We start from the raw sequence: 25,735 nt of genomic DNA on the forward strand, positions 1-25,735 counted from the left end.
CTCCGGTGACGGGCGGGTGCGGACCCGCAGGGATCATTATGGCCCATGGCGCCCCGGAACGCCTATGGCCGGAGCGCTCGTGCACCGCATTGGCGCGCGGAGTGGTCCCGGATAGTGCGCTCCGGCCTCGCGCCGGTCGGACGCCGCGCTCGTTGACCGTTTATGGATGGCCTGAAACCTGCAGGCCTAAATAAGGGCAAACGAGGGGCGAGTGGGTCGCGGCGCTCGGGGATGGGAGGTGACGTGTGCGCATTGAAGGCTTGAAGAGCGGGGCAGTACGCGTAGCTCAGGCGATCCACCCGGGTCGGGAGGGGCGGGCCGCTGGAACTTCGATCCCGGGCCCGTGTTATTTCGGGCCCCAGGGCCGGCGTCCCCGGGTGTTGCTATTCACCGGGGACGGCGTGGGGGACGTCAATGGGAGTTTTGTCCTGGCACGGCTCGCCGCGTTTCTGCATTTCTGTGCCCAGGCGGATTCCGCTACCTCCCTGCGCCTACGCGAACCGGTCGTGATATTTCCGGCCGGCGCCGGTAGTCATCCGACCCGGGCCCTTGCGGCGGGAATCCCGTACCGGATCCGCATCCGCTCGCCTGACCCGGGGCTGGAAGAACTGCCGCAGGTTCGACTCTACGGGCCCGCGGACGACGAACGTGCCGATGCCTGCTTGTTCGGCTTGCCCGCGGTGGTGGAATACCCGCCCATCCAGCCGGATGGTAATCCCCGCTTTGAGATTATCCTGGGCAGCGCGGGGCGGCTCCACAAGGGGTACTGCGAGCGGTTGTTTCGGAGCCTGGTGGCGTTCCTGTTGCGTGCCAGCGTGCTGGAAGGGGAGTCTCTGTCCGAAGATGAGGAAGACGATTTGCACTATTTCACCGCGGAGCGGGAGCGCCGCGCCAGTGCCGGCGTCGCCGGGATCCTTATCGCCCTGCATGAACCGGGGGCATGGGTCCAGGCGGGAGAGACCCTCGGAGATATCTATGATCGCTACGATGGCGGTGTACGGGAGTCCATTCCGGCATTGGTTTCCGGGCTGCTCACGGGGGTCCGTTGCAGCGGGCTGGTGGATCGGGGTGACCCCCTGTTTTGTATCCAGCCCCGCCCCCCTCAATCGGCGGGGCGTGGTACCGGCCGACGCTGACCCGGGGCCATGCGATTTCCCACTGCGTGGATCAGTGTTCGGGCGAACCGCACTCAACGTTCCTACAGGTCGCGGATCATGCGCAGGTGCGGGATCCCAGCGTCCGTGAATGGGTCTCCGATCACGCGGAATCCGTGCCGCCCATAGAACGGGACCGCGTGGGTCTGGGCGTTGAGAAACACCCGGTTCAGCCCGCCATCACGGGCATCTTTGAGGAGTTTCAACAATAGCGTCGAGCCCACGCCGCGGCGGCGCCACGCAGCCAGTACCGCCATGCGTCCAATGTGTCCGTCAGGTAGCATCCGTGCGGTGCCGATGGGGGTCTGGCGGTGGTCCGCCGCCAGGACATGAATGGCGGATACATCGCGACCGTCCCATTCCAGCTCCAGGCTGACGCCCTGCTCCCGCACGAACACCGCTGTGCGGACCGCCCGCAGTGCGGCCTGCTCGGTATTCCAATCCGCGGCGCGGACCTGGAAGTCAGCCGGGTTCATGGCCGACGTGGAGCGCACCGTGGTGGTACAGCTCGGTCAACAACGCGACGAAGGCCGGATCGTCCAGAAAGGGTGCGAACACGCCCGCGGGAACAACACCTCCGGCACAGAGTGGGCGCAGGGCGGAATGCCATGCGTCGGGATAGGAATAGCTGCGCCCGTCCACCGCCAAGTAGCGGTATCCGTTGCGGGCGCCGGTGACCGCGAAACGGCAGGCGGGCTCCGGGCGCAGCGCAGCGCCGTTGCGGATCCGTCGGTGCACGGTTGCTGACTTGAGCGGGCGTCGCGGCGGGACGCCGCCCAGACCGGGTTTGGGCTCCGTCACGAAGGCTGTGAACCAGCGCGCCAGGGTGTCTTCGTCCCAACGCAGGGCTTCCGTCAGGATCTCCCGTATCCGTTCCAGGGCGTCTGCGCCGATTTCCACCGGGTCGGCGGATGACCGCAGGGGCGGATCGCAGTAACGCGACTCCGGATCTACCGCGAGTACCTGCTGTTCCATCCACCCGCTCACCAACTCGCGATGGGTAGGGGCCCGGAAGCCGATCGAATACGTCATGCAGGGTTCCAGCGCGACCCCGTAATGGGCCACGCCGGGTGGTAGGTACAGCAGGTCACCGGGCTCCAGTACCCATTCTTCCTCTGCTTCGAAACGCGCCAGGATGCGCAGATCCAGGCTTGGTACCCATTCCAGGGACGGGTGGCGCTGGATTTGCCAGCGTCGGCGCCCGAGTCCCTGCAGCAGGAACACGTCGTAGTGGTCCACGTGGGGCCCCACGCCGCCCGCTTCCGGCGCGTAACTCACCATGATGTCATCGATGCGCCAGTCCGGGAGGAAACGAAACGCTTCCCGGAGCGCGCCGACCGGCGCGACCCGTTTGTCCACGTCCTGTACCAGCAGGGTCCAGTGGGTCTCCGGCAAGGTGGTGAAGTCCCGCTCCTGAAATGGGCCATGGCGCACCTCCCAGGGGCGGGCTCCGGCCCGCTCCAATACGAGTCGCGCCTCCACTTCGTCCGCGCAGGCGAGACCCGCCAGTTCCTCCGGGCTAAGGGGATTGCGGAAGCCGGGGAGGGCACCCGGTATCCGAAGCGGCGCTTTTTGCCAATATCGATCCAGGAATGCCTGGGGATCGGTGCCGAGCTCGATCTGGCTCGGGGGCTTGGGTTGAGTCAAGGGCGGGTCTCCAGGGGTGTGGCGTTCAGCCATCGGGGGCAGAAGAACCGATCCGCGTCAATGTAACTCACTATTCCTGCGCCGTAACCGGCTGGGTGCTTGCCGTGGGCGTAACAACCCCGAGCCGGGGCGCTAAGCTGCTGAAGTTTTGAATCTTCCGGCCGCTATGACCGATTGAGCGGTCGTGCGCCGCCGGGTGCATGGGCGGCAGCACGACCCGGTGCCCCATCCGGTAACCAGGCCACCGGCATATGTATCTCAGTAATCACATTAAACTCTTTATCTTATTAGTTGACCAAATAGAAACGACCCAGGTACGGTGCTGAATTCTTCCCATGCCCCTTCCATTCGCATCCGCAAGCTCCGGAGCAATCCCAACGGGCGATAGGTTTCGCAAGGAGAGAAGCCTCGTTCCGCGCATGAGCGAATATCTCTGCGCCACGCGGATCCCGCGCCCGCCAGGTGGACTCCTATGGCGTTCCTGACCCGGGTCTGGACCTTTTGGAGGCGGGCCCCCCTCGCCCTTCAGGCGCTGATTCTGACCGCCACGCTCGGGTTGTTGGTGTGGACTGCCTCCGGCTACCTCTATGCTCACGACTTGACGCGGGTCTTTGAGCGCCGTCTCGGGGACCAGGCCATGGCCCAGTCCCGCCGGGACTGGGCAGTCTTCGACCGGCGGCTGCGGACCTACCATCAGGCCGCGGTACTATTCGCCGACCGTGAGGCGGTACACGATTATTTGGCATCCACGAGCTGGCAGGGAGCGCTGGCACCTGCCGCGCCCGTCTTATACCACGACTTGCCGCCTCCTTGGCTTCCGAGCCCGGCGGTGATGGGCGCCGTGGCCCGTCCCGAGTACGCGATGCTCGTGGATCAGCATGGGCGGGTCCGGGAGCTGTACGTCGGGCGCGCCGCAGCACCTCCGCCAGCCCTGGTGGCGATTGACCAGCGGTTACTGCGTCTGAGTCAGGGGCAAACCTATCTCACCTCCCTGGACGGCCAACCCTACTTGGTGTCCAGCGCGCCGGTGGACCAGGGCCGCGCCGTGCCGGAAGCGTTCCTGGTCCTGGCCTCGCCATTGGACGGCAGCTTTCTACGCAATTTGGAGGAAAATGAGCCGTCCGGGGACATCCTTGCCCTGCTGAGCCCGGACGGGCGCCGCATCCTGGTCAGTGGCCGGCCCGCCACGCTTCCTTCGAATACCTTGGTGTCCGGGTTGGGAAACCGGTACCTGCTGGTTGACCAGGGACCGATCCATGCCGGCGCGTCCGGTTTGACGGCGCACTTCGCCACCCTGTATTCCACTACGGAGACGCGCCGGTTGATAGGCCGGGTAATGGCGCACGAACGGGGGCAGCGGTTGCTCACCGCCCTGGCCTTCGTGGTGGCCTTCGGCCTGCTCCTGCTTTGGACCACCTACCGCATCCGGTTCATGAGCTTGCGGGTCGGCGAATTTTCCCGCCGCCTGGGCTTGTCGCAGCTGTCCGGGGGCGGCGGGGACGAATTGCAGGGCCTGGAGAGAAAGTTTCAGCACCTGATGGAACAAGTCGTGCACGAGACCTCCAGCCTGGAACATCAGACCCTGCACGATGCGCTCACCAATTTGCCAAACCGGATCCTGCTGTATGACCGTCTCGAGCATGCCGTCCTCAGTGGCCAGCGCGATAAGCGCCCGTTCGGGCTGCTGATGATGGACTTGGATCGTTTCAAGGAGATCAACGACACTCTGGGTCATCACATCGGCGACCAGATGCTGAAGCAGGTGGCCCAGCGTTTGTTGGGGGTTTTGCGGACCACCGATACGGTCGCGCGGCTCGGCGGCGATGAGTTCGCAGTCCTGTTGCCCGCCGCTGCACAGGACCATTCCATGCAGTTGGCGCGCAAGATCGCCGACGCCATCGACCAGCCGTTTTCGGTAGAGGGCCACAACCTCAGTGTGGGCATCAGCATCGGTATCGTGCATTTCCCGGTGCACGGGAACGATGCCAATACCCTGCTGCAGCGTGCCGATATCGCGATGTACATGGCGAAACGCCTCGACAGCGGCTTTGCGATCTATGACCCTGGCCAGGACCAGCACAGTGTGGAACGCATCGCGCTCATGAGCGATCTGCGCGAATCGATCCAGAAAGGAGAGTTGGAGCTCTATTTCCAACCGGAGTTTTGCATGAAAACCGGGCGTGTGCTGCGCGCGGAGGCATTGTTGCGCTGGTCGCATCCCCGGTTCGGACAGATCCCGCCGGATGATTTCATTCATATCGCCGAACAGACGGGCCTGATCAAGCCCCTTACGGTATGGGTGCTCGACAACGCCCTGCGGCAATGCACGCGCTGGGTTCAGGAGGGTATGGACCTGGACGTCGCAGTGAATCTTTCCGTGCGTAATCTTCAGGATCCCAAGATGGCGGATGTGATTGACCAGTTGCTGCGCAAGTGGCAACTTCCGCCCCGGCGGCTGATCGTTGAGGTGACCGAAAGCGCCATCATGTCTGATCCTGGAAACGTGCGGGAAAACCTTCTGCGCTTGAACGCCATAGGAGTGCGGAGCTGCGTGGACGATTTCGGGACCGGATATTCGTCTCTGGCATATCTGAAACAACTTCCATTGAATGAGATCAAGATCGACAAGTCGTTTGTCATGGAGATGGTTCGCAATGACAACGACGCGGTCATCGTGCGGGCCACTATCGACTTGGCGCACAACTTGGGCCTGGGTGTGGTGGCGGAGGGGGTGGAGCTGCGCGAGGTCTGGGAGGTGTTGGAGATTTTGGGCTGCGATGTGGCCCAGGGCAACTATCTCGGCATCCCGTTGCCGGCTGCGGACTTCATCGGCTGGCTTAGTGTCGCCAAGCTGAATCCGCTGGTATCCAATCTGATCCGCGCGCGCGCGCGGTCCGGTCCATAAGGCCGGTAGTCTGGATAATTCCTGGTGGTGATAGAGCCCGTGATTTAGGCGCGCACTGAACGGCGCCTCTAAGCTTGAAACGCCATGCTAAATCTCGTCGGCCTGCTCGCCGGCGTTGCCGGTATACGTCGCCGGCGTAAGGGCCGCAAGCCTGCGCTGGGCGTCTTCCGGGATGTTCAGATCCGCGATGAATCGCTGTAAGGCGGCGCGGTCTACGCGCCGCCCGCGGGTCAGCGCCTTCAGTTGTTCATAGGGCTCCGGCACTCCATAGCGTCGCATCACGGTCTGTACCGCTTCCGCCAGGACTTCCCAGTTCCCGTCCAGGTCCGCGTCCAGGCGTGCGTCATCCACCTCCAGTTTGCCGAGTCCCTTGAGACAGGAACGATACGCGATGAGCGAATGGGCGATGCCCACGCCCAGGTTGCGCAGCACCGTAGAGTCACTGAGATCGCGCTGCCAGCGTGACACCGGGAGTTTGGCGCCAAGGTGCCTGCACAACGCGTTGGCCAGTCCCAGATTGCCCTCGGCATTCTCGAAATCGATAGGATTGACCTTGTGTGGCATGGTGGAGGAACCGACCTCGCCGGCCACGCTCTTCTGGCGGAAATAGCCGATCGACACGTAGCCCCAGAGGTCGCGGCACAGGTCCAGCAGGATGGTGTTGAGGCGCGCGAGGGCGTCGAAGAACTCCACCATGTAGTCGTGAGGTTCGATCTGGGTCGTATAGGGGTTCCAGTCCAGGCCGAGGCCGGTGACGAAGTCCGCGCTGAACGCGCGCCAGTCGAGCTTTGGGTAGGCCGCGAGATGCGCGTTGTAGTTGCCGACCGCACCGTTCATCTTGCCGAGCAGCGGGACCGCCGCCAACTGATCGCGCTGACGCTTGATCCGGTGGACGACGTTGGCCATCTCCTTGCCTAGGGTCGTGGGGGATGCGGGCTGGCCATGGGTGCGCGAGAGCATGGCGCGGTGGGCGTGGCGCCGGGCGAGTTCCCGCAGGGTGTCCAGCAGCTCATCCAGGGCCGGGAGCAGCACTTCGATGCGGGCCGCCCGCAGCATCAGGGCGTAGGCGAGATTGTTGATATCCTCCGAGGTGCAGGCGAAGTGGATGAACTCGGCCACTGCCCCCAGTTCCGCATTGCCGGCGATCTTCTCCTTCAGGAAGTACTCCACTGCCTTGACATCGTGGTTGGTGGTCCGCTCTATATTTTTGACACGCTGCGCGTCCTCCAGCGTGAACTGTTCTACGATGCCGTCCAGAATCTGGGTCGCATGCTGACTCAGTGATGGCACCTCCGGGATACCGTCGGAGCCCGCCAGGGCCTCGAGCCAACGCACCTCCACCAATACCCGGTGATGGATCAACGCGTATTCCGAAAACAGTGGACGCAACTCCCCGGTGGCGCCGTTGTAGCGTCCGTCAATGGGGGAAACGGCGGTCAGTGGTGTCAGTTCCATCGCAGCTCTCGCATGCCGAGGGGTGCAGCCGTCGTCAGGCGGCATCGCGCGCCAGGAGCTGGCGCAACACGTACGCCAGGATGCCTCCGTGGCGGTAGTATTCCCACTCCTGCGGGGTATCGATCCGGACCCGTGCCTGGATTCGTATCGGCGGCCCGTCGGCTGGTGCCGCAGTCACCGTCACTGTCCCTGGCGAACCCTCGCTCAGCCCACTGATAGCGTATTCCTCGAGACCGGTAAGGCCCAGGATCTCGGCGTTCTCGTCGTCCCGGAATTGCAGGGGTAGAACGCCCATTCCCACCAGATTGGAACGATGGATGCGCTCGTAGCTCTCGGCAAGCACTGCACATACTCCTAGCAGGCGGGGCCCCTTTGCGGCCCAATCGCGGCTGGAGCCGGATCCGTATTCCTTGCCGGCCACTACGAGCAGCGGTACACCATTGTCCCGGTAGCGCATGGCGGCGTCAAAGATCCACATGGGCGTACCCTCGGGCACGTACACCGTCCAGCTGCCCTCGGTGTCCGGGGCGAGTCGGTTGCGCAAGCGTATATTGGCGAAGGTGCCGCGCATCATGACTTCATGATTGCCGCGTCGCGAACCATAGGAGTTGAAATCCACCGGTTGGACCCCGTTCTGGATCAGGTATTGGCCGGCGGCGCTGTCGACCTCGATGGCCCCCGCCGGGGAGATGTGGTCGGTGGTGACGCTGTTCCCCAGCAGGGCCAGCACTCGAGCGCCGTGGATGTCCGCCAACGGGGCGGGTTGCGGGCTCATGCCCACGAAATACGGGGGTTGCTTGATGTAAGTGGAATGATCGTCCCATGCGAAGCGTTCGCCCTCCGGCACCGTCAACCCGTTCCAGTGCCGGTCGCCGGCAAACACGTCCCGGTAAGCCGCCTGGAACATCCCGGTACGCACCGTCTGCTCGATGGTTTCGTGAATCTCCCGCTGGCTGGGCCACACGTCCCGCAGGTAGACCGGCGCGCCCGCCGGATCCAGGCCCAGAGGTTCGTTCAGCAGATCGATGTCCATGCGCCCGGCGAGGGCGTAGGCCACCACCAGGGGTGGGGATGCCAAGTAGTTCATCCGCACCTCCGAGTGGATGCGGCCCTCGAAGTTGCGGTTGCCCGACAATACGGAGCAGACCACCAGATCCCCGGCGCGGATCGCCGCGCTCACCGGTTCCGGCAGCGGCCCGGAGTTTCCGATGCAAGTGGTGCAGCCGTAACCCACCAAATGGAAGCCGAGGGCCTCCAGGTGGGTTTGTAAGCCGGCCTTGTTCAGGTAATCAGTCACTACCCGTGAGCCCGGCGCGAGGCTGGTCTTTACCCACGGCTGTGTGTCCAGGCCGCGCGCGCGGGCCTTCTTGGCCAGGAGGCCGGCGCCGATCATGACCGCGGGGTTGGAGGTGTTGGTGCAACTGGTGATGGCGGCGATCACTACGGAGCCGTCGTGCAACTCGTGGGTAGCGCCTTGCAGATTTACGGGCACCATGCCGCGCGTGCGCGGGTCTTCTATGCCCACCGCGGTGTGACCACCCTCGCCCTCGAAGCGTGCTGCCTCGGCGTCGGCGTCGGCTCGCGCCCGGCGTTCCGCCACCAGCCCGCCCAGCTCCTTTTGGAAGGCCTGCTTGGCCGCGTGGACGGCGATCCGGTCCTGGGGCCGCTTGGGGCCTGCGATGCTCGGTTCCACGGCGCTCAGGTCCAGTTCCAGGCCGTCCGAATAACATGGCGCCGCCATGCCCGACTCCCGGAACAGGCCCTGGTCCCGGGCATAGGCTTCCACCAGCGCTACCTGCTCCGCGCTGCGCCCGCTGATACGCAGATAGCGCAGGGTCTCCTGATCCACGGGAAAGATCCCGCAGGTGGCACCGTACTCCGGCGCCATGTTGGCGATGGTGGCCCGGTCCGCGAGGGGCAGGTGATCGAGCCCGTCTCCATGGAACTCCACGAATTTTCCCACCACGCCCTTGGCGCGCAGCATCTGGGTCACCGTGAGCACCAGATCAGTGGCGGTGGCCCCTTCGGGGAGCTTTCCGGTCACATGGAATCCCACCACATCCGGGATCAGCATGGACACGGGCTGGCCCAGCATGGCGGCCTCCGCCTCGATGCCCCCGACGCCCCAGCCCAATACGCCCAGCCCGTTGATCATGGTGGTGTGGGAGTCGGTACCGACCAGGGTGTCGGGGTAGGCCTGGGGCATCACGGCGTCCTCCCGGACAAATACCACCCGGGCCAGATACTCAAGGTTCACCTGATGGACGATGCCGGTATCCGGTGGCACCACCTGGAAATTGGATAACGCCTTCTGGCCCCAACGCAGGAAGGCATAGCGCTCACGGTTGCGCTGGAATTCCAGCTCGGCGTTGAGCCGGAACGCCTTGTCAGTACCGAAGGCATCCACTTGCACCGAATGGTCGATCACCAGTTCCGCGGCCTGCAGCGGATTGATATGGGACGGGTCGCCGCCCATGGCGTGCATGGCATCGCGCATCGCCGCCAAATCCACCACGGCTGGAACGCCGGTGAAGTCCTGAAGCAGTACACGGCTGGGCGTGAATGAGATCTCCCGCGCCGCGCCGCCGTTTGCGCACCAGCCGGCGAGGGCCTCGATATCATTGGCGCTCACATTGACCCCGTCTTCGTGGCGCAGCAGGTTCTCCAGCAGCACCTTGAGGGAATAGGGCAGCCGCGCCACATCGAAGCGCCCGCTCAGGGGCGCGAGGCGAAAGACTTCGTATTCGCGGTCTCCAACCCGCAGGGTGCCGCGCGCGGAAAAGCTGTTCCTCATGAAATGCATCCCCTTGCCATGGTTGGAATACCGCCGGATATCCTGCGCCTGAAACACCCGGTCAGCGATCGCCACAGGAGGTCACGACCGGCCTCGCCCGGATATCAGCCCGGTCGGAAATAATATCATTCTATTCAGACGTTTAAAAGTAAGACTCGCGCCGATGGGTAGCCAGTAACCGGGTCACGATGACCGCTAAACGCTGCCCAGACCGCCGACCGCCTCTAGCAGCGCCGCGCGGGAGAATAGCAGCTTCAGCCGCCCGCCGCCGCACTGGCGCCAAAGTACCGCGGAACGGATCGCCGCCAGTAACAGGGCGCGCACCCGATGGATGTTGTCCGGCATTGCCAATTGGGCCGCGGCCCCGGTGATGAGGATTCGGTCGGGCAGGGTGCTCACGGTCTGCGTGTAGGTCTCCGCAAGGGCGGCGCTCACCTCAGGATGGGTGAGCGGAAGGCGCTGCCCTTCGGTTGCGGCGTGATCGATCCCCGCGCGTATCGCTTTCAGTAGACGTGGGCGGCGGGATAACTGACGTTCCGCATGCAGTACCGCCACCGTATACCGGGTGAGTTCCAGGTCCCGGTGCGGGCCCCGGAGGGTGAGTTGGCGTTCGAGCAGGGACAGTCCCCGGGCCAGGCCGCCGAGGTCGCCGTAGACGTCTTGGGCGGTGCGTGGGTCGGTCTGGAACAGGCTGCCGAGGCACACCGTCAAGGCCCGGGGATCCAGGGCGTGTCCGCGGGCGGCGCGCTGCACCAGATCCAGGGCCTGAAGGACGCCGGACAGTGCCAGGGCTTGGTCCCGACGGCGAGCGATCATCGACCGCTCGCGGGCTGCGCTGGTCCGCGGGCTGCCGGACCACGGTTCATACGGTCTCCAGCGCGGCCTCAATGACACCCCCACCCAGGCATTCCTCGCCACGGTAGAGCACCACCGACTGCCCGGGTGTAATGGCGCGCTGCGGGTGCGTGAAGCGGACGACGTAGCCGTCGTCGCTGGATTCCACGACGCAAGCCTGATCGGCTTGGCGGTAGCGGATGCGCGCCGTGCAGGACAGAGGCAGCAGTGGCGCCTGTTCCGCGATCCAGTGGAGCGGGCCGGTGCGCAGCGCGGGGCGCGCGAGGCGTGGGTGATCATGCCCCTGGGCCACCACCAGCACGTTGTGCGCCAGGTCTTTGTCGACCACGTACCAGGCCCCCTCGGCGGCGCCGCTGTGACCGCCGACGCCGAGGCCGCGCCGCTGTCCCAGGGTATAGAACATCACGCCTTCGTGACGCCCGAGGAGTTCACCATCCATGCCACGGATCTCGCCCGGCTGCGCCGGGAGATAGCGGCGCAGGAATCCGCGGAAATCCCGCTCGCCGATGAAACAGATTCCGGTGCTGTCCTTCTTGGCATGTATGGCCAGGCCCGCTTCCCGGGCCAGGGTACGCACCTGGCCCTTGTGCAGTGCCCCGAGCGGAAACCACGCGCGTGCGAGTTGTTCCTGCCCGAGGGTATGGAGGAAGTAGCTCTGATCCTTGGCGGCATCCGCCGCCTTGAACAGGTGCACGCGCCCATCCCGCGTTTCCAGGCGCGCGTAGTGACCGGTGGCGATGCGCTCCGCACCCAGGCGCAGTGCATGATCCAGAAACGCACGGAACTTGATCTCCCGGTTGCACAGCACGTCGGGGTTCGGCGTGCGCCCGGCGCGGTGTTCCGCGAGGAAGTGGGCGAACACACGCGTGCGGTACTGGTCCGCGAAGTTAACCGTATGCAGCGGGATCGACAGGTGTTTGCAGACCGCCTGCGCGTCGTCGAGATCCGCCGCCGCAGCGCACACCCCGTCGGTGTCGTCGTCCTCCCAGTTTTTCATGAAGAGACCCTGCACCTGATAGCCCCGCCGCGCCAACAGCAAGGCCGCCACCGAGGAGTCGACGCCTCCGGACAGGCCCACGGCCACGCGCCGCACGGCGGTGTCGGGGACCGGAGGAGTGGGGGGCAGGGTGACGAGCGGGCTCGCGGGCATGGTGATCCGGGGTTGCAGGGCGCAGCACTATGTCCCTGCCGGAGGTTGAGGGAAGGCGCGTGCCGCGCCGGTTCAGTTTAGCGGATTTCCGCGCCATCCCCCAGGTCCTGAAGCAGCTCCAGGGGATAGCGGTGGCCCGCTTGGTAGTCCTCGAGACAGCGCAGCACCAGAGGACTGCGGTGCCGTGGGCCGTGGGCCTCCAGCTCCGCGCGGGTCAACCAGAGGGCGCGGTGGATCCCGGCATCGAGGGTCCGTCCCGGCTCCTGCCGGTCGCAGGTTCCGGCGAAACAGAAGCGCAGGAAAGTCACGCTGCGGCTGGGTTCCACCCAGCGGTAGATCCCGGTGAGCCAGCGCGGCTGGAAGTGCCAAGCAGTCTCCTCCAGGGTTTCCCGGATGGCGGCCTGGACCAGGGACTCTCCCGGGTCCAGGTGTCCAGCGGGCTGGTTGAACACGAGGCGGCCTCGTATTTCCTCCTCTACTACCAGAAACCGCCCGTCCCGCTCCGCCAGGGTGGCAACCGTCACATGGGGTTTCCAGGTCATTGCTTCGTCTCCCAGGGCTTCGATCGGCTCAAGTTTCACATTATCGATCCGATACAAACCAGTGATATTCTGAGTGAAATTTAGAAAGCAAACTAAAACCGCAGCACCGGACACCGGAGCGCTTCCCGTCCCATGCGCAGGCCTTGGCAAAGTTTCCGTGGGCGTTTCCTGGTTACCGCCGGCGTGGTGATGTTAGCCCTTCTGGCCCTTTCTCTGTATACCGACGCGCGGGTACGGTCCCAGGCCCGGGACAACCTCGCATTGGTCCGGAACCACGCATACTTGCAGCAGACCGTGCACGTCTTGCGCGGCCAACTCCGGGGGCTCGAGTCCGCCCTGCGTCGGTACGCGGTACGGAAAGACCCGTACGCACTCCCGGGCCTGGAACGCCGACTGAACGGACTCCAACAGGGCGCCCAGCGCCTCGTGGACCCGCCGTTTGGGGTTTGGTCGCCAGAGATTCGGACCCTCCTGGCGGAATCCCAGGATTTGCTCGATCAGATAGACCATCGATTCCGGGGGGTGTTGGAGGTCCTCCCGACCCCGGAATTGCGGCGCCGCGCTGCGGCGATTACGCGCGATGGGCTGGCCCCCGCCAACCGTGACTTCCTGCAGGCCCTGCAGCGGACGTTGGCCGAGGCACGGGGATCGGAACGGGGCGGATCCCGGGTGCGCCGGATGCGCGCGCAGCTGCGCGCGGACTGGCAGGCCCGTGCCCGCGCCGTGCAGGCCTTCGCGGCGCGACTGTCCGGTGCCGCCGCGCCACAATCCCGACGCGCGCCGTTTCCGGACCACCGGGGCGCCAATCGGCACCGGGTGCAAGCCGACCTGGACGCCCTCTACGGGCCGCGCCGCGCCGGGCTGGATCATCCTGCCGGTGCCGGGTACGTCGCGCTGCAGACCGCCCAGCGCCGCTACGATGCGGCCCTCGCAGCACTGCTCCAGTTGTGGCGCCGCCACCCGCCGGTCCTGGATTCGCGCTTGCTCCAGCAGCGCGTGCAACCACTGCTCACCAGGACCCGGGGCCTGTTCGATGTCATCGAACGCCGCTCGAGCGCGGAGATCGCCGCGGGCCTCGCGGATACCAGCCGTACCACCGGGGCCCTATCCCGGTTGTTGTGGGGCTACACCCTGCTGGGTCTGCTGCTGTTCGCTGCGGCCTACCGAATTTTCGACCGCCGAGTTCGGCGGCCGTTGCGGGAACTCACCCACGCGATCGATGCCGACGGACGGGGAGGCGCCTCCCTCCAAACGCGGCGTCCCCCCCTGGCTGAGGCCGAGCAGGTGCTGAGCGCATTCGGCCGGATGAAGGAACAGGCACAGATGCGGCAACGGCGCCTGCAGGCGATACTCGACCACGTTCGGGACGGGATTCTCACGTTGACGGAACACGGCGCAATCGAGACCTTCAACCGCGCGGCACAGACCCTGTTCGGATACCGGGCAGAGGAAGCAGTGGGCAGGAACTTTGCGTACCTGCTTGCCGGACCAGGCCCATTCGACCCCGTGGCCTGTCTCGCAAGCGCCGGGGGTTCGGACTGCCCGGGGCAGGAGCTTTCCCTGGAGGCCCAGCGCAAGGACGGGCGGCGGTTTCCACTGTCCCTTAAGCTTAGCGAGATGATGGTCGATGGCCAACGCTGTTTCACGGCGATCGTCGCCGATGTCAGTGGGCAACAGCAGATGGTCCAGCGGCTCACGGATCTCGCGGAACATGATTCGCTCACCGGATTATACAACCGCTATTACTTCATGGAGGAACTGGTGCGCGTGTTCGACCAGGCGGTGCGCAGCGGCGCCGGGCGTTACGCGCTGCTGTATCTGGATCTTGACAATTTCAAATATGTGAATGACACCCTCGGGCACCACGCGGGCGACCACCTGATGGTCGAGGTTGGGGCGCTGTTAAGGGAGAGGGTCCGTAGCAGCGATCTGCTTGCGCGTGTCGGGGGCGATGAATTCGCGGTGCTGCTCTGCGACGTCGATGAGGATACCAGCCTGCGGGTCGCGGAATCCTATCGTCTCCAGCTTGCGGACTACGTCTTCGACCTTCAGGGAGCCCGTGTCGACGTTGGATGTTCCATCGGGGTGGCGCCGTTTACGGAGCGTGTGGAGACTAAAGAGGAATGGCTGGCTCACGCGGATATCGCCTGTCACGCCGCCAAGCGCTTGGGCCGCAACCGGGTGCATGTCTTCCGCGGCGCGGATCGCGAGAATGTGGCGGAGATGACCTTGGATATAGGTTGGGCGCGGCGGATCAAACGCGCGATCGACGAGAACCGCTTTGCCATCGCCTGCCAGCCGATCGTGGCTGCCGGCAGCGGCGTGGTGCACGGCTATGAAGTGCTGTTGCGCATGCTCGGTGACAACGATGAGGTGATCCTCCCGGCGGGTTTTCTGGCTTCGGCGGAGCGTTTTGGGCTCATGACGGAGATCGACAAATGGGTGGTGAGAAATGCGATTTCCACGCTAGCCGAACAGCGTAGTGCGGGCGGGGACGTACGCTATTCGTTGAACCTTTCGGCCGCTTCCATCAATGATCTGGGGGCGCGGGAGTTGATCATCCGGGAGGTGCAGCGCAGCGCCGTCGATCCCGCAGCCCTGACTTTTGAGATCACGGAAACGGTGGCCATCGCCGATCTGACCGTCGCGGCGCAGTTTCTCTCGAGTCTGCGTGCGCTGGGATGCACCACGGCGCTGGACGATTTCGGCGTGGGATATTCCTCCTTCACCTATCTTAAGGACCTGCCGGTGGACTACGTGAAGATCGACGGTTCCTTCGTTCGCACGATGGACACGGACCCGGTTAATTTGACCGTGGTGCGTTCCATGAACGAGGTGGCCCACGCGATGGGAAAGAAGACGGTGGCGGAGTTCGTCGAATCCCAGCAGATCCTGCATTTGCTCCAGGAAATTGGTGTGGACTATGCCCAGGGCTTTTACCTGGGACGTCCGGATATGTCCTTTCCCTGCCGGGCAGTTGCCCGCTCGGCGGGCGTCCCTGGGATCTGTCCGACCTGAATTCGCGGCACCGCCGTGCCGGGGCGCGCCGCAGTTGGCCGCGCGCGGGGCGCGAGTGCTAGAATCGCGGCCGGATCATGCTCAAGCCCCGGAGTCTTCATGCCCTACGACAAGATTACCGTCCCGGCGGACGGCGTACCCATTGGCGCGGATTCTGGGGGCGGTCTCGTGGTGCCCGATCGGCCGATCATCCCGTACATTGAGGGAGACGGCATCGGGGTGGATGTCACGCCGGCTATGCACCGCGTGGTCGATGCTGCCGTGGAGACGGCCTACGGAAACCGGCGCCGGATCGCGTGGATGGAAATCTACGCAGGCGAGAAGGCGAACGCGGTCTACGGATCTGCGGTCTGGCTTCCAGACGAAACCCTGGATGCCATGCGGGAGTTCCGTGTCGCAATCAAAGGACCCTTGACCACGCCGGTGGGTGGTGGGATCCGGTCCCTGAACGTCACCATGCGCCAGCAGCTCGACCTCTACGTATGCCTGCGTCCGATACGGTATTTCCGCGGCACGCCTAGTCCCCTGCGGGAGCCCGGCAACACTGATATGGTGATTTTCCGGGAGAACTCGGAGGATATCTACGCAGGTATCGAATGGGCGGCGGGCAGCCCCGAAGCGCAGCGCTTGATCGAGTTCCTGCAGCGCGATCTCGGGGTTACGCAGATCCGTTTTCCGGAGACCTCCGGCATCGGTATCAAGCCGGTGTCGCGGGACGGTACCCGCAGGCTGGTACGTAAGGCCTTGCAGTACGCGGTGGATAACCACTGTCCATCGGTGACCCTGGTGCACAAGGGAAACATCATGAAGTTCACCGAAGGTGCCTTCAAGAACTGGGGGTATGAATTGGCCCGCGAGGAATTTGGCGCGCGGGAGCTGGACGGCGGACCATGGTGGCACTTTCCGAATCCGGGGGGCGGCGGGGACATCGTGGTCAAGGATGTGATTGCGGACGCGTTTCTGCAGGAGATCCTCCTGCATCCGGCCGACTACAGCGTGATCGCCACCCTGAATCTGAACGGTGATTACATTTCCGACGCCCTGGCCGCCCAGGTGGGTGGGATCGGCATGGCACCGGGGGCGAATCTCTCGGACCATGTCGGGTTGTTCGAAGCAACCCACGGAACGGCGCCCAAGTACGCGGGGAAGAACCAAGTCAACCCGGGTTCGCTGATTCTGTCGGCGGAGATGATGTTGCGCCACATGGGTTGGCACGAGGCGGCCGACCGTGTGCTGCAGGGCGTCGAACGGGCCATCGAGGCGAAGACGGTGACCTTCGACCTCGCGGAGCAGATGGCGGGCGCGACCCGGGTGAGTTGTTCGGGCTTTGCCGACGCGGTGATCCGCAGCTTGAAGGACGCCTGACGCGACGCTGTCGCCAGGCGGCTTTTGCGGCGGTGGATTTTACCTCTTGGGGGGGCTGCCGATACAGGGCATATAGGCGTGGGCGAGGGTGTTCCGCCGGTGTGGACGCGGTGCCAGAACGGCCTTGGAACGCGCCGGTATGCGATATAATCGGCAGGTATTCAGATGAGCCACTTGTTCCGCTACACCCGCCCGTCGCGTTGCACCGGTATTTGGAATATGGTAGCTCTAGTGCTGAGCGGTAAAGCGCGGTGCGGCGGGCTGGGAACGGCGGTTGGATCCGCGGGGTGGCCGATACCAAACGCGGTGGGCCGCGCCGGCAATCCGGGGCCTGTATCGGGTACAATGGGTAACCATGGAGCACAAACGTGGGTCAAATCAGGACGACGGACTGGCGGTCGAGGAGGCGAAGCCGAAGCTCAAGCGCCCGCCCCTCTACAAGGTCGTTTTGCTGAACGACGACTACACGCCCATGGAGTTCGTCGTGCAGGTGCTTGAGGAGTTCTTCGCAATGAGCCGTACCAAGGCTACCCAGATCATGCTACACGTACATACGCGGGGCAAAGGGGTGTGCGGGGTGTTTACCCGGGAGATCGCCGAGACCAAGGTGGCCCAGGTGAACGAGTTCTCGCGCCGCAATCAACATCCGCTGTTGTGTACCATGGAGGAGGCCTAGGGCCGTCTCCCACGTGAGGTAAGTGCCATGTTGAGCAAGGAACTGGAATTTACCCTGAATCTCGCCTTCAAGGAGGCGCGGGAGAAGCGGCACGAATTCATGACGGTCGAGCACCTGCTGCTCGCGCTGCTCGATAACCCCACCGCGGCGGAGGTCCTGCGGGCATGCGGCGCCGACCTGGAGCGCCTCAAGAAGGATTTGGGTGGATTCCTGGAAGAGACCACCCCTTTGCTGCCGATCCATGATCCACGCGAGACCCAGCCCACGCTTGCCTTCCAGCGGGTGCTGCAGCGCGCCGTGTTCCATGTGCAGTCCGCGGGCAACAAGGAAGTGACCGGCGCCAATGTGCTGGTTGCGATCTTCAGCGAGCAGGAATCGCAGGCGGTCTACTTCCTGAACAAACAGAACATCACCCGTCTCGACGTGGTGAATTATATTGCCCATGGCATTTCCAAGGTCCATGGCGACGATGACAACATGTCCGCGGCCCCGGCCGAGGAAGAGCACGGCGCCGAGAGCCCCAGCAAGCGCCCGCTCGAGACCTTCGCCACGAATCTGAACCAGCTTGCGCGGCAGGGCAAGATCGACCCCTTGATCGGACGGCGTGCGGAAATCGAACGCACGATCCAGATTCTGTGTCGGCGGCGCAAGAATAATCCGCTATTTGTCGGCGAGGCGGGTGTCGGAAAGACCGCTATCGCCGAGGGTCTCGCCAAGATGATAGTGGACGGCGAGGTGCCGGAAATACTCAGTACCAGTACTATTTACGCCCTGGATCTCGGCACGCTGGTGGCTGGGACGAAGTATCGCGGAGATTTCGAGAAGCGCCTGAAGGGTGTCCTGGCGCAACTGCGCAAAGAGCCGGGCGCGATCCTGTTCATCGACGAGATCCATACCGTCATTGGGGCCGGCGCGGCGTCCGGCGGCGTTATGGACGCATCCAATCTGATCAAGCCCATGCTGGCGTCCGGCGACCTGAAGTGTGTCGGTTCCACCACGTATCAGGAGTACCGTGGCATTTTCGAAAAGGACCGGGCCCTGGCGCGCCGATTCCAGAAGATCGATATTTCCGAGCCTACCGTGGAAGAAACAGTGCAGATTCTGCGCGGGCTCAAGAGCCGCTTTGAGGACCATCATGGCGTCAAGTACTCGGTGCGGGCATTGCGCGCCGCGGCTGAACTCGCCGACCGCTACATCAACGACCGGCACCTGCCGGACAAAGCCATCGACGTGATCGATGAGGCGGGCGCCCGTCAGCGTCTGCAGCCACCGTCGCGGCGCAAGAAGACCGTCGGGGTGGGCGATATCGAGGATATCGTGGCCCGGATCGCCCGCATTCCCCCCAAAAGCGTATCGGCCTCCGACAAGGACGTGCTGCGCACGCTGCAACGTGACCTGAAGATGGTGATCTTCGGACAGGACATCGCCATCGAGACGCTGGCGGGCGCCATCAAGATGGCGCGTTCGGGCCTCGGAAATCCTCAAACGCCGATCGGCGCATTTCTGTTCGCGGGGCCCACCGGAGTTGGCAAGACGGAGGTTACCCGGCAGCTTGCCCGGATCATGGGGATCGAACTGATCCGTTTCGATATGTCGGAGTACATGGAACGGCATACGGTTTCGCGCCTGATCGGCGCGCCGCCGGGCTACGTTGGATTCGACCAAGGTGGATTGCTGACCGAGGCCATCATAAAAAATCCCCACGCGGTGTTGTTGCTGGATGAGATCGAGAAGGCGCACCCGGACGTTTTCAATCTGCTGCTGCAGGTGATGGACCACGGGACTCTCACGGACAACAATGGCCGTAAGGCGGATTTCCGCAACGTCATCATCGTGATGACCACCAACGCGGGAGCGGAGCAGATGAGTCGCCCGTCGGTGGGGTTCACGCACCAGGATCATACCGCGGACGGGATGGAGATTATCCGCAGGACCTTCAGTCCCGAGTTCCGCAACCGGCTGGACGCGGTCATCCAGTTCCAGCCCCTCGACGCCGCAACCATCGCCCACGTGGTGGACAAGTTCATCTTTGAACTCGAGGCCCAGCTTCAGGAAAAGGGTGTGGCGCTGGAGGTGGATCAGGAGGCCCGCGCGTGGCTGGCGGAGCGCGGTTACGATCCGAAGATGGGTGCCCGGCCCATGGCTCGGGTGATCCAGGAACACATCAAAAAGCCGTTGGCCGAAGAATTGCTGTTTGGTCGGCTCTCCGAGGGAGGTTACCTGAAGATCCGGGTGGAAGGGGGTGCGCTTGCCTTCGCGATCGAGGAGGAGGAAGCGGTACCGTGAGGAACGCCGATCCCCTGTCTTCGCGTTGACCAACGCCGGTCGGTTTCATCGCGAACGCAGGCAGGGCCCATGTGCCGCCGGGTGATCATGGGTGCCGTTTACGCCGCTGTCGGTCCGGTCTGTAGTGACTTCCATCCACCCTTGCCACTATCCGCGATGCGAACGGCCTGGTCCGGTCACAAGGTCCGGATCTCGAGACAAGCGCGCTATTCGGCTTAACAAGGGGTTGGACGGATTGATGCGCGCCGCGGGGCGGCCAGGGGTTTACTTGGTCCGGTAGACGATCCGGCCCTTGGTGAGGTCGTAGGGAGTAAGCTGCACCGTCACCTTGTCGCCGGTCAGGATCCGGATATAGTGCTTGCGCATCTTGCCGGAGATGTGCGCGGTCACCCGGTGACCGTTTTCCAGTTCGACTCGAAACATGGTGTTCGGCAGGGTTTCGACTACTGTCCCTTCCATTTCGATGTGATCTTCTTTCGCCATGGTGTCCCGCTTCAGGGCGGCCGGCCCGCGTGGATCGGGTTCGGGCCATCCGCTGGTGAGTGAATCCGGCCATTCTATGCGAATTGGGCCCGGGAACCAATACAGTCGGTGGGAAAAGACCTCACGCGCAAGGGATAGGACGCTGCCACGAGCCGCCGCGGTACACCTCAAATGGACGGAATTGATCCTTGTAGCGCATCTTGGCGCACTCTCGTATCCAGTAGCCCAGGTAAAGCCATCGATAGCCCCGGTGGCGCGCCTCCTGGATCTGCCACAGGATGGCATAGGTGCCCAGGCCGCGGGCGGGGCAGTCGGGGTCGTAATAGGTGTAGACCGCTGAGAGGGCGTCGTCCAAATGATCCACCACGGCCACCGCCAATAGTTCGTTGGCGTGGCGGAACTCGTAAAAGCGCGTGTCGCTCCAGGCGCTGGTGAGGAACCCGGTGTAGCGGCGTGGGTCGGGGTCGTCCATGCCGCCCCCGGAGTGGCGGTGGGCCATGTAGCGCCGGTAGAGGCGAAAATGCTCGTCATAATGGCCCGGCTCAACGGCCCGTACCCGCAAGTCCTGATTGTGTGCCACGCAGCGGCGATGGTTACGCCGGGCGTGGAATTCAGCCACCGGGATGCGCACCGGCACACAGGCGTCGCAGCGGGGGCAGGCGGGGCGATACAGATAGGGCCCACTGCGTCGGAAGCCATAGGGCGCCAGTTGACTGTAGAGCGTGTTGGTGACGGTGGCGGTGGGGTCGGCGAACAGCGACAGGGACTGCCGTCCTGGAAGATAGCTGCAAGGGTGCTCCGCACTGGCGTAGAACGATAGCTGGCGCAAGTCAGAGGCTTGAGGTGCGGTTCCGGTCATGACGCTGCCTATGACAGACTTCAGGGCCGATGGCCGGAACCAGCGACGCCGAGTTGGAAAAGGCAACGCTTCCAGCCCCCGCCCCCGGTGCCAGTAAGCCTGCGGCACGTTTAAAAGCCTAACACAAGGCACCCCCGGGCGCTCCCCCGGTCATATGGGTGCGGTCCCGGGTGCGCCTCAGGCTTGTCCCTGCAATCCGATCCCCGGATCCAGGTGCCAGGGCGGGGGTTGGCCGGGGATCGCGCACCAGTGGTGCAGCAACTCGATAAAGCGTCCGCGTTCCAGATCCTCGGCACCCAAGCTGTAGAGATGCTGTGAGGGGACCTGGCCGTCGATCACGGCGTAGTCCCAGGCCCGCAACTGTTGCACCAAAAAATAGAACGCGACCTTAGACGCATCGGGTCGGCGGCTGAACATCGACTCGCCGAAAAATACCCGGCCCAGGGCGACTCCGTACAGTCCCCCCACTAGTTCGCCGTCACACCATGCCTCGGCGGAATGGACGACCCCGCTGCGGTGCAGCGCGCAATAGGCGTCACGCATCTCGCGCGTGATCCAGGTGCCGTCCTGTCCCGGACGGGGCTCCGCGCAGCGCGTGATCACCGCTTCGAAGGCCTGATCCAGGGTCACCCGATAGGTCCCTTTGCGCAATGTCTTGCGTAGGCTGCGCGAGACCCGGAGCCGGTCCGGGAATAGCACCGCGCGTGGATCCGGAGACCACCATAGGAGAGGCTGGCCTTCGCTGTACCACGGAAATACACCATGCCGATAGGCGCGGATCAGGCGCCTGGGCGAGAGGTCACCGCCCACCGCCAGGAGACCCTCGGGTTGGCGCAATGCATAACGCACGTCCGGGAACGGGCTCTCGGTGTCGTTGGGATCCAGCCAAAAGAGGTTCAGTGCCATGCCCGCCGTGAGCGCGCACCGCCCAGCGGCGTCCGCGCGCCGGTCATGGAGCCGCCTTGAAAGGGGTATGAGCCCGCATTTCCGCAATATAGCACGTCATTTCCTGACGCTCGTGTTCGAGGAACCGGGCGATGCTCTGACGGAACCCCGGATGGGCGATCCAGTGCATGGAGGCGGTCGCGGTGGGTTCGAAGCCCCGCCAAATTTTGTGTTCGCCCTGGGCGCCGGGTTGGAAATGCCGCAGGCCGTGGCGAATGCAATACTCGATACCCTGATAGTAGCAGGCCTCGAAATGCAGCCCGTCGTAGGTATCGTCGCATCCCCAGTGGCGTCCATACAGGGTGTCGTCCGAGCGGAAGCACAGTGCCCCGGCCACGTCGCGGCCGCCACATGCAGCCAGCACCAGTACGACCCGGTCTCCAAGGGTGCGCGCCACTTCCGCGAAGAACCCTTCGCTGAGAGTGGGTACGCCGCCATGGCGGTGAAACGTGGCCGCATAGAAACGGTGGAAGGTGGACCAATCCGCGCCGCAGGTCTCGTGCCCATGGAGTACGCGGACCTCTACGTTCTGCTCCGCCACGCGACGCCGCTCCCGGCGGACTTTCTTGCGTCGTTCGGAGTTGAACGTAGCGAGGAAATCATCGAAGTCCCGATAGCCGGGATTGTGCCAGTGGAACTGGCAGCCGGTCCGTAACAGCAGACCTTGATGCGTCAGCAGTGCGTCGTCCGAACTGCTGGTAAACAGCCAGTGCAGGCTTGACACGCGCAGGCGGCGCGCCTCCTCCACGGCTGCTGTCACCAGCGCTAGCCCAGCAGTCTCGTGATGTCCGGGTGCGGTGAGCATCCGCGGACCGGGCGCCGGTGTGTAGGGGATCGCGGCCACCAGTTTGGGATAGTAGGGCATCCCCGCCCGTTCGCACGCGTCGGCCCAGGCCCAGTCGAATACGAACTCGCCGTAGGAATTGTCTTTTAGATAGAGCGGAGCCGCCCCGACCAGGCGCTGATCCGCGTCGTAGCAAGCGAGGTGGTGGGGCAACCAGCCGAAACGCCGGCCGACCGCGTCGTGGTGCTCCAACGCGGACAGAAACTCGTGGCGCAGGAAGGGATATCCGCCTTCCACCAGGCCGTTCCACTGGTCGGCGGGAATTTCATCCAGACAGGCGTGTGTTTGGGTGTGCATTGGGGACAGCTATGCCGTAAGCCCGTCGTTGGCTGGGTCCCGCGGCATCGAATCGGACCGGACCGCCGTGACGCTGGCGCCGATCTCCCCGGACCGCAGAGGCCCAGAACCGCGGCGCTAGTTCCCCGGCTCGGCGTCGAGGAAGCGTTCCGCGTCGAGTGCCGCCATGCATCCGAGTCCGGCCGCGGTGACCGCCTGGCGATACACGTGGTCGGCGACGTCGCCCGCGGCGAACACACCGGGCACTTCGGTGGCGGTGGCGAAGCCGTCGCTGCCGCCGCGTACCTTGAGATACCCGTGCGCCATGGGGAGCTGGCCCTCGAAAATCGCGGTGTTGGGTTTGTGGCCGATGGCGATGAATACGCCTTGGACGCGGAGCTCTTTGGCGGTCGCGTTGCGGGCATCCTTGATGCGCGCCCCGGTTACACCACTGTTGTCACCGAGCACCTCGTCGAGGACGTGGTTCCATTCGATGGTGACCTTGCCTTCCGCAACTTTCTTGAACAGCCGGTCCTGCAGGATCTTCTCGGAGCGCAACTGGTCGCGCCGATGGACCAGGGTGACGTGGGAGCAGATGTTGGCCAGGTACAGTGCTTCTTCCACCGCCGTGTTCCCGCCGCCGATGACCGCAACGGGTTGGTCGCGGTAGAAGAAACCGTCGCAGGTGGCGCAGGCAGATACGCCGCGTCCCTTGAACTTCTCCTCTGACGGGATGCCCAAATATTGGGCCGATGCACCGGTGGCGATGATCAGGGCGTCACAAGTGAAGACGGTGTTGTCGCCTTCCAGGCGGAACGGGCGCCGGCTGAGGTCCGCCTTGTGAATCTGCTCGAACACGATTTCGGTATGAAATCGTTCCGTGTGCTCGCGCATGTGCTCCATGAGGGCGGGCCCCTGCAATCCCTCCGCGCCAGCGGGCCAATTTTCCACGTCGGTCGTGGTCATGAGCTGGCCGCCCTGCTCGACACCGGTGACCAGCACGGGGCTGAGGTTAGCCCGTGCCGCATAGATGGCGGCAGTGTAGCCGGACGGGCCGGAGCCCAGGATCAACAGTCGGCAATGTCGGGGGTTGCTCATGTATAATCACTCCACCGTGTATGGCGAAGGTGCATCAGCCCAGGCCAACGGCCCTGCGGGCGTGCGCCGCCGAAGCAGTGTCCTACGGTCCCTGGGGGTTGGACACGCGAGTGGATCGACTTGCTCCGGGGCCGACTACGGGATGTGCGCCGGAGGTGCGCGTCAGGCAGGGCGATTGTACGGAATCGGCCGCGTTGGGTCAAAGGAGAGGCGATGCGTATCGGCGTTCCACGGGAGCGCAAGGTCCTTGAGGGCCGCGTAGGACTGGTTCCGGATGCCTGCGCCGAACTGGTACGTGACGGACACGCCGTATACCTGGAGCGCGGCGCGGGTGTACTCAGCGGATTCGACGACGCCGCCTATCGGGACGTGGGAGCGCAGATCGCCGCCGACGCTTCGGTGCTGTATCGCAGCGCCGAGCTGATCGTGAAGGTCAAGGAGCCCACCGAACCGGACCTTTCCCTGCTGCGCCCCGAACACCGATTGTTCTGTTATCTCCATCTGGCCGCCAATGCCGAGCTCGCCGAACGCCTGTGCCGGATCGGTCTCACCGCCGTGGCCTTCGAGACCGTGGAGGCCCATGGCGGGCTGCCCTTGCTGGCGCCCATGAGCGAGATCGCGGGGCGGCTCGCAGTCCAGATCGGCACCCAGCTTTTGCACCACCCGCAGGGAGGCAAGGGGGTGTTGTTGGGGGGATTACCCGGGGTCGAGCGCGGTCGTGTCGTGATCCTCGGTGCTGGGGTGGCGGGGGGCAGCGCGGCGGCGGCCGCTGCGGCGCTGGGGGCGGAGGTGACCGTGTTTGATCGGGTGCCCGATAAATTGGCGCGGATGCGCGCCCTGGGCGCTAATGTGAACGCACTGTATGCCTATGGTGGGGCGGTGCGCCAAGCGGTGACGGGCGCGGACCTGCTGATCGGCGCCGTCCTGGTCACCGGGCGGCGGGCACCCCACGTAGTGGACGCGGCGACGGTGGGCGCCATGGCCTCCGGCAGCGTAGTGATGGATATCTCTGTGGATCAGGGGGGGTGCATTGAGACCACCCGCGCTACGGATTACGAGAACCCCACCTATCTGTGGGAGGGAATTGTGCACTTCGCGGTAACCAATATGCCCGGTGCCGTGCCGCGCAGTGCCTCCCAGGCCCTGTCCGCAGCCCTGATCCCGTATGTGCGGGCCATCGCCCGCGAGGACTGGGAAACGGACCCCGTCCTGCGCGCCGGCGTCAACGTCCAGAGGGGCGTCCTGGTCCACCCCGCGTTGATTGATTAATTGCAATAAATTCATGGGCGCGCTCAAATCCCAAGTGCAACAATTTTAGGGGATAATGTTGCATGGGAAAAATCTACGAGCAATTGAGTATTGAAGAGCGGGCGATGATTCAAA

19 protein-coding genes are annotated in these 25,735 nt (G+C 64.3%); 7 read left to right on the forward strand and 12 right to left on the reverse strand.

Annotation, left to right across the window (positions count from 1 at the left end):
• Positions 1-377: 377 nt before the first annotated feature.
• Positions 378-1,136: a hypothetical protein gene (locus tag B7Z66_10280; GenBank protein ID OYV76074.1), complete on the forward strand. Its 759-nt coding sequence runs from the start codon at positions 378-380 to the stop codon at positions 1,134-1,136.
• 62 nt (positions 1,137-1,198) lie between these two features.
• Here B7Z66_10280 and B7Z66_10285 read toward each other — a convergent pair whose 3' ends face one another.
• Together B7Z66_10285 and B7Z66_10290 are read right to left on the reverse strand one after the other, a co-directional pair.
• The gene (locus B7Z66_10285; protein OYV76075.1) at positions 1,199-1,630 is read right to left on the reverse strand and encodes a hypothetical protein; all 432 of its coding nucleotides are present in this window, start codon (positions 1,628-1,630) and stop codon (positions 1,199-1,201) included.
• The gene (locus B7Z66_10290; GenBank protein OYV76076.1) at positions 1,617-2,834 is read right to left on the reverse strand and encodes a hypothetical protein; all 1,218 of its coding nucleotides are present in this window, start codon (positions 2,832-2,834) and stop codon (positions 1,617-1,619) included. The genes B7Z66_10285 and B7Z66_10290 overlap by 14 nt, the downstream gene beginning before the upstream one ends.
• 439 nt (positions 2,835-3,273) lie before the next feature.
• Here B7Z66_10290 and B7Z66_10295 point away from each other — a divergent pair, with 439 nt between their 5' ends.
• A complete protein-coding gene (locus B7Z66_10295; protein ID OYV76077.1) occupies positions 3,274-5,706 on the forward strand; it encodes a hypothetical protein in 2,433 nt (810 codons plus the stop codon).
• A gap of 87 nt (positions 5,707-5,793) precedes the next feature.
• Here the strand turns inward: B7Z66_10295 and B7Z66_10300 are convergent, their stop codons facing one another.
• The 5 genes from B7Z66_10300 to B7Z66_10320 form a co-directional block, all read right to left on the reverse strand.
• Positions 5,794-7,161: an adenylosuccinate lyase gene (locus B7Z66_10300; GenBank protein OYV76078.1), complete on the reverse strand. Its 1,368-nt coding sequence runs from the start codon at positions 7,159-7,161 to the stop codon at positions 5,794-5,796.
• 34 nt (positions 7,162-7,195) lie between these two features.
• Positions 7,196-9,955 (reverse strand): aconitate hydratase 1, encoded by a 2,760-nt coding sequence (locus B7Z66_10305; GenBank protein ID OYV76092.1) that lies wholly within the window; start codon positions 9,953-9,955, stop codon positions 7,196-7,198.
• Positions 9,956-10,150: 195 nt separating this feature from the next.
• Positions 10,151-10,771: a lysogenization regulator HflD gene (locus B7Z66_10310; GenBank protein OYV76079.1), complete on the reverse strand. Its 621-nt coding sequence runs from the start codon at positions 10,769-10,771 to the stop codon at positions 10,151-10,153.
• 46 nt (positions 10,772-10,817) lie between these two features.
• Positions 10,818-11,960, reverse strand: coding sequence for a tRNA 2-thiouridine(34) synthase MnmA (locus B7Z66_10315; protein ID OYV76080.1), 1,143 nt, complete (start codon positions 11,958-11,960; stop codon positions 10,818-10,820).
• Positions 11,961-12,037: 77 nt separating this feature from the next.
• Entirely contained in the window at positions 12,038-12,502 is a 465-nt protein-coding gene (locus B7Z66_10320) for an NUDIX hydrolase (GenBank protein ID OYV76093.1), read from the reverse strand.
• Between the two features lie 132 nt (positions 12,503-12,634).
• Here B7Z66_10320 and B7Z66_10325 point away from each other — a divergent pair, with 132 nt between their 5' ends.
• The 4 genes from B7Z66_10325 to B7Z66_10340 all read left to right on the forward strand — a co-directional run bounded on the left by B7Z66_10325 (position 12,635) and on the right by B7Z66_10340 (position 19,847).
• On the forward strand, positions 12,635-15,520 hold the full coding sequence (locus B7Z66_10325) for a hypothetical protein (GenBank protein ID OYV76081.1): 2,886 nt from the start codon (positions 12,635-12,637) through the stop codon (positions 15,518-15,520).
• Positions 15,521-15,619: 99 nt separating this feature from the next.
• A complete protein-coding gene (locus B7Z66_10330) occupies positions 15,620-16,885 on the forward strand; it encodes an NADP-dependent isocitrate dehydrogenase (protein ID OYV76082.1) in 1,266 nt (421 codons plus the stop codon).
• Positions 16,886-17,240: 355 nt separating this feature from the next.
• Positions 17,241-17,561: an ATP-dependent Clp protease adapter ClpS gene (locus tag B7Z66_10335; GenBank protein ID OYV76083.1), complete on the forward strand. Its 321-nt coding sequence runs from the start codon at positions 17,241-17,243 to the stop codon at positions 17,559-17,561.
• A gap of 27 nt (positions 17,562-17,588) precedes the next feature.
• Positions 17,589-19,847, forward strand: a complete 2,259-nt coding sequence (locus B7Z66_10340) for an ATP-dependent Clp protease ATP-binding subunit ClpA (protein ID OYV76084.1) — start codon at positions 17,589-17,591, stop codon at positions 19,845-19,847.
• Positions 19,848-20,111: 264 nt separating this feature from the next.
• Here B7Z66_10340 and B7Z66_10345 read toward each other — a convergent pair whose 3' ends face one another.
• From B7Z66_10345 to B7Z66_10365, 5 genes are all read right to left on the reverse strand, one after another.
• Positions 20,112-20,330 (reverse strand): translation initiation factor IF-1, encoded by a 219-nt coding sequence (locus B7Z66_10345; GenBank protein ID OYV76085.1) that lies wholly within the window; start codon positions 20,328-20,330, stop codon positions 20,112-20,114.
• Between the two features lie 121 nt (positions 20,331-20,451).
• Positions 20,452-21,189 carry an arginyltransferase gene (locus tag B7Z66_10350; protein OYV76086.1) on the reverse strand — a complete coding sequence of 246 codons (738 nt, stop codon included), beginning with the start codon at positions 21,187-21,189 and terminating at the stop codon, positions 20,452-20,454.
• A gap of 177 nt (positions 21,190-21,366) precedes the next feature.
• Positions 21,367-22,095: a leucyl/phenylalanyl-tRNA--protein transferase gene (locus B7Z66_10355; protein OYV76087.1), complete on the reverse strand. Its 729-nt coding sequence runs from the start codon at positions 22,093-22,095 to the stop codon at positions 21,367-21,369.
• Between the two features lie 43 nt (positions 22,096-22,138).
• The gene (locus B7Z66_10360; GenBank protein OYV76088.1) at positions 22,139-23,275 is read right to left on the reverse strand and encodes a GNAT family N-acetyltransferase; all 1,137 of its coding nucleotides are present in this window, start codon (positions 23,273-23,275) and stop codon (positions 22,139-22,141) included.
• Between the two features lie 117 nt (positions 23,276-23,392).
• Complete coding sequence (locus B7Z66_10365) at positions 23,393-24,352, reverse strand: thioredoxin-disulfide reductase (protein OYV76089.1); 960 nt, start codon at positions 24,350-24,352, stop codon at positions 23,393-23,395.
• Between the two features lie 213 nt (positions 24,353-24,565).
• Here B7Z66_10365 and B7Z66_10370 point away from each other — a divergent pair, with 213 nt between their 5' ends.
• The gene (locus B7Z66_10370) at positions 24,566-25,621 is read left to right on the forward strand and encodes an alanine dehydrogenase (protein ID OYV76090.1); all 1,056 of its coding nucleotides are present in this window, start codon (positions 24,566-24,568) and stop codon (positions 25,619-25,621) included.
• Positions 25,622-25,735 lie beyond the last annotated feature (114 nt).

The organism is Chromatiales bacterium 21-64-14 (genome assembly GCA_002255365.1).
In the GTDB taxonomy this organism is placed as follows: Bacteria; Pseudomonadota; Gammaproteobacteria; order 21-64-14; family 21-64-14; genus 21-64-14.

What these genes read in the sequence shown, in the direction of transcription:
- B7Z66_10315 (OYV76080.1), bottom strand. Translation starts at nt 11,960, where the DNA reads ATGCCCGCGAGCCCGCTCGTCACCCTGCCCCCCACTCCTCCGGTCCCC.
- B7Z66_10320 (OYV76093.1), bottom strand. Translation starts at nt 12,502, where the DNA reads ATGACCTGGAAACCCCATGTGACGGTTGCCACCCTGGCGGAGCGGGAC.
- B7Z66_10355 (OYV76087.1), bottom strand. Translation starts at nt 22,095, where the DNA reads ATGGCACTGAACCTCTTTTGGCTGGATCCCAACGACACCGAGAGCCCG.
- B7Z66_10310 (OYV76079.1), bottom strand. Translation starts at nt 10,771, where the DNA reads ATGATCGCTCGCCGTCGGGACCAAGCCCTGGCACTGTCCGGCGTCCTT.
- B7Z66_10370 (OYV76090.1), top strand. Translation starts at nt 24,566, where the DNA reads ATGCGTATCGGCGTTCCACGGGAGCGCAAGGTCCTTGAGGGCCGCGTA.
- B7Z66_10365 (OYV76089.1), bottom strand. Translation starts at nt 24,352, where the DNA reads ATGAGCAACCCCCGACATTGCCGACTGTTGATCCTGGGCTCCGGCCCG.
- B7Z66_10340 (OYV76084.1), top strand. Translation starts at nt 17,589, where the DNA reads ATGTTGAGCAAGGAACTGGAATTTACCCTGAATCTCGCCTTCAAGGAG.
- B7Z66_10360 (OYV76088.1), bottom strand. Translation starts at nt 23,275, where the DNA reads ATGCACACCCAAACACACGCCTGTCTGGATGAAATTCCCGCCGACCAG.
- B7Z66_10295 (OYV76077.1), top strand. Translation starts at nt 3,274, where the DNA reads ATGGCGTTCCTGACCCGGGTCTGGACCTTTTGGAGGCGGGCCCCCCTC.
- B7Z66_10350 (OYV76086.1), bottom strand. Translation starts at nt 21,189, where the DNA reads ATGACCGGAACCGCACCTCAAGCCTCTGACTTGCGCCAGCTATCGTTC.
- B7Z66_10335 (OYV76083.1), top strand. Translation starts at nt 17,241, where the DNA reads ATGGAGCACAAACGTGGGTCAAATCAGGACGACGGACTGGCGGTCGAG.
- B7Z66_10305 (OYV76092.1), bottom strand. Translation starts at nt 9,955, where the DNA reads ATGAGGAACAGCTTTTCCGCGCGCGGCACCCTGCGGGTTGGAGACCGC.
- B7Z66_10290 (OYV76076.1), bottom strand. Translation starts at nt 2,834, where the DNA reads ATGGCTGAACGCCACACCCCTGGAGACCCGCCCTTGACTCAACCCAAG.
- B7Z66_10330 (OYV76082.1), top strand. Translation starts at nt 15,620, where the DNA reads ATGCCCTACGACAAGATTACCGTCCCGGCGGACGGCGTACCCATTGGC.
- B7Z66_10285 (OYV76075.1), bottom strand. Translation starts at nt 1,630, where the DNA reads ATGAACCCGGCTGACTTCCAGGTCCGCGCCGCGGATTGGAATACCGAG.
- B7Z66_10325 (OYV76081.1), top strand. Translation starts at nt 12,635, where the DNA reads ATGCGCAGGCCTTGGCAAAGTTTCCGTGGGCGTTTCCTGGTTACCGCC.
- B7Z66_10300 (OYV76078.1), bottom strand. Translation starts at nt 7,161, where the DNA reads ATGGAACTGACACCACTGACCGCCGTTTCCCCCATTGACGGACGCTAC.
- B7Z66_10345 (OYV76085.1), bottom strand. Translation starts at nt 20,330, where the DNA reads ATGGCGAAAGAAGATCACATCGAAATGGAAGGGACAGTAGTCGAAACC.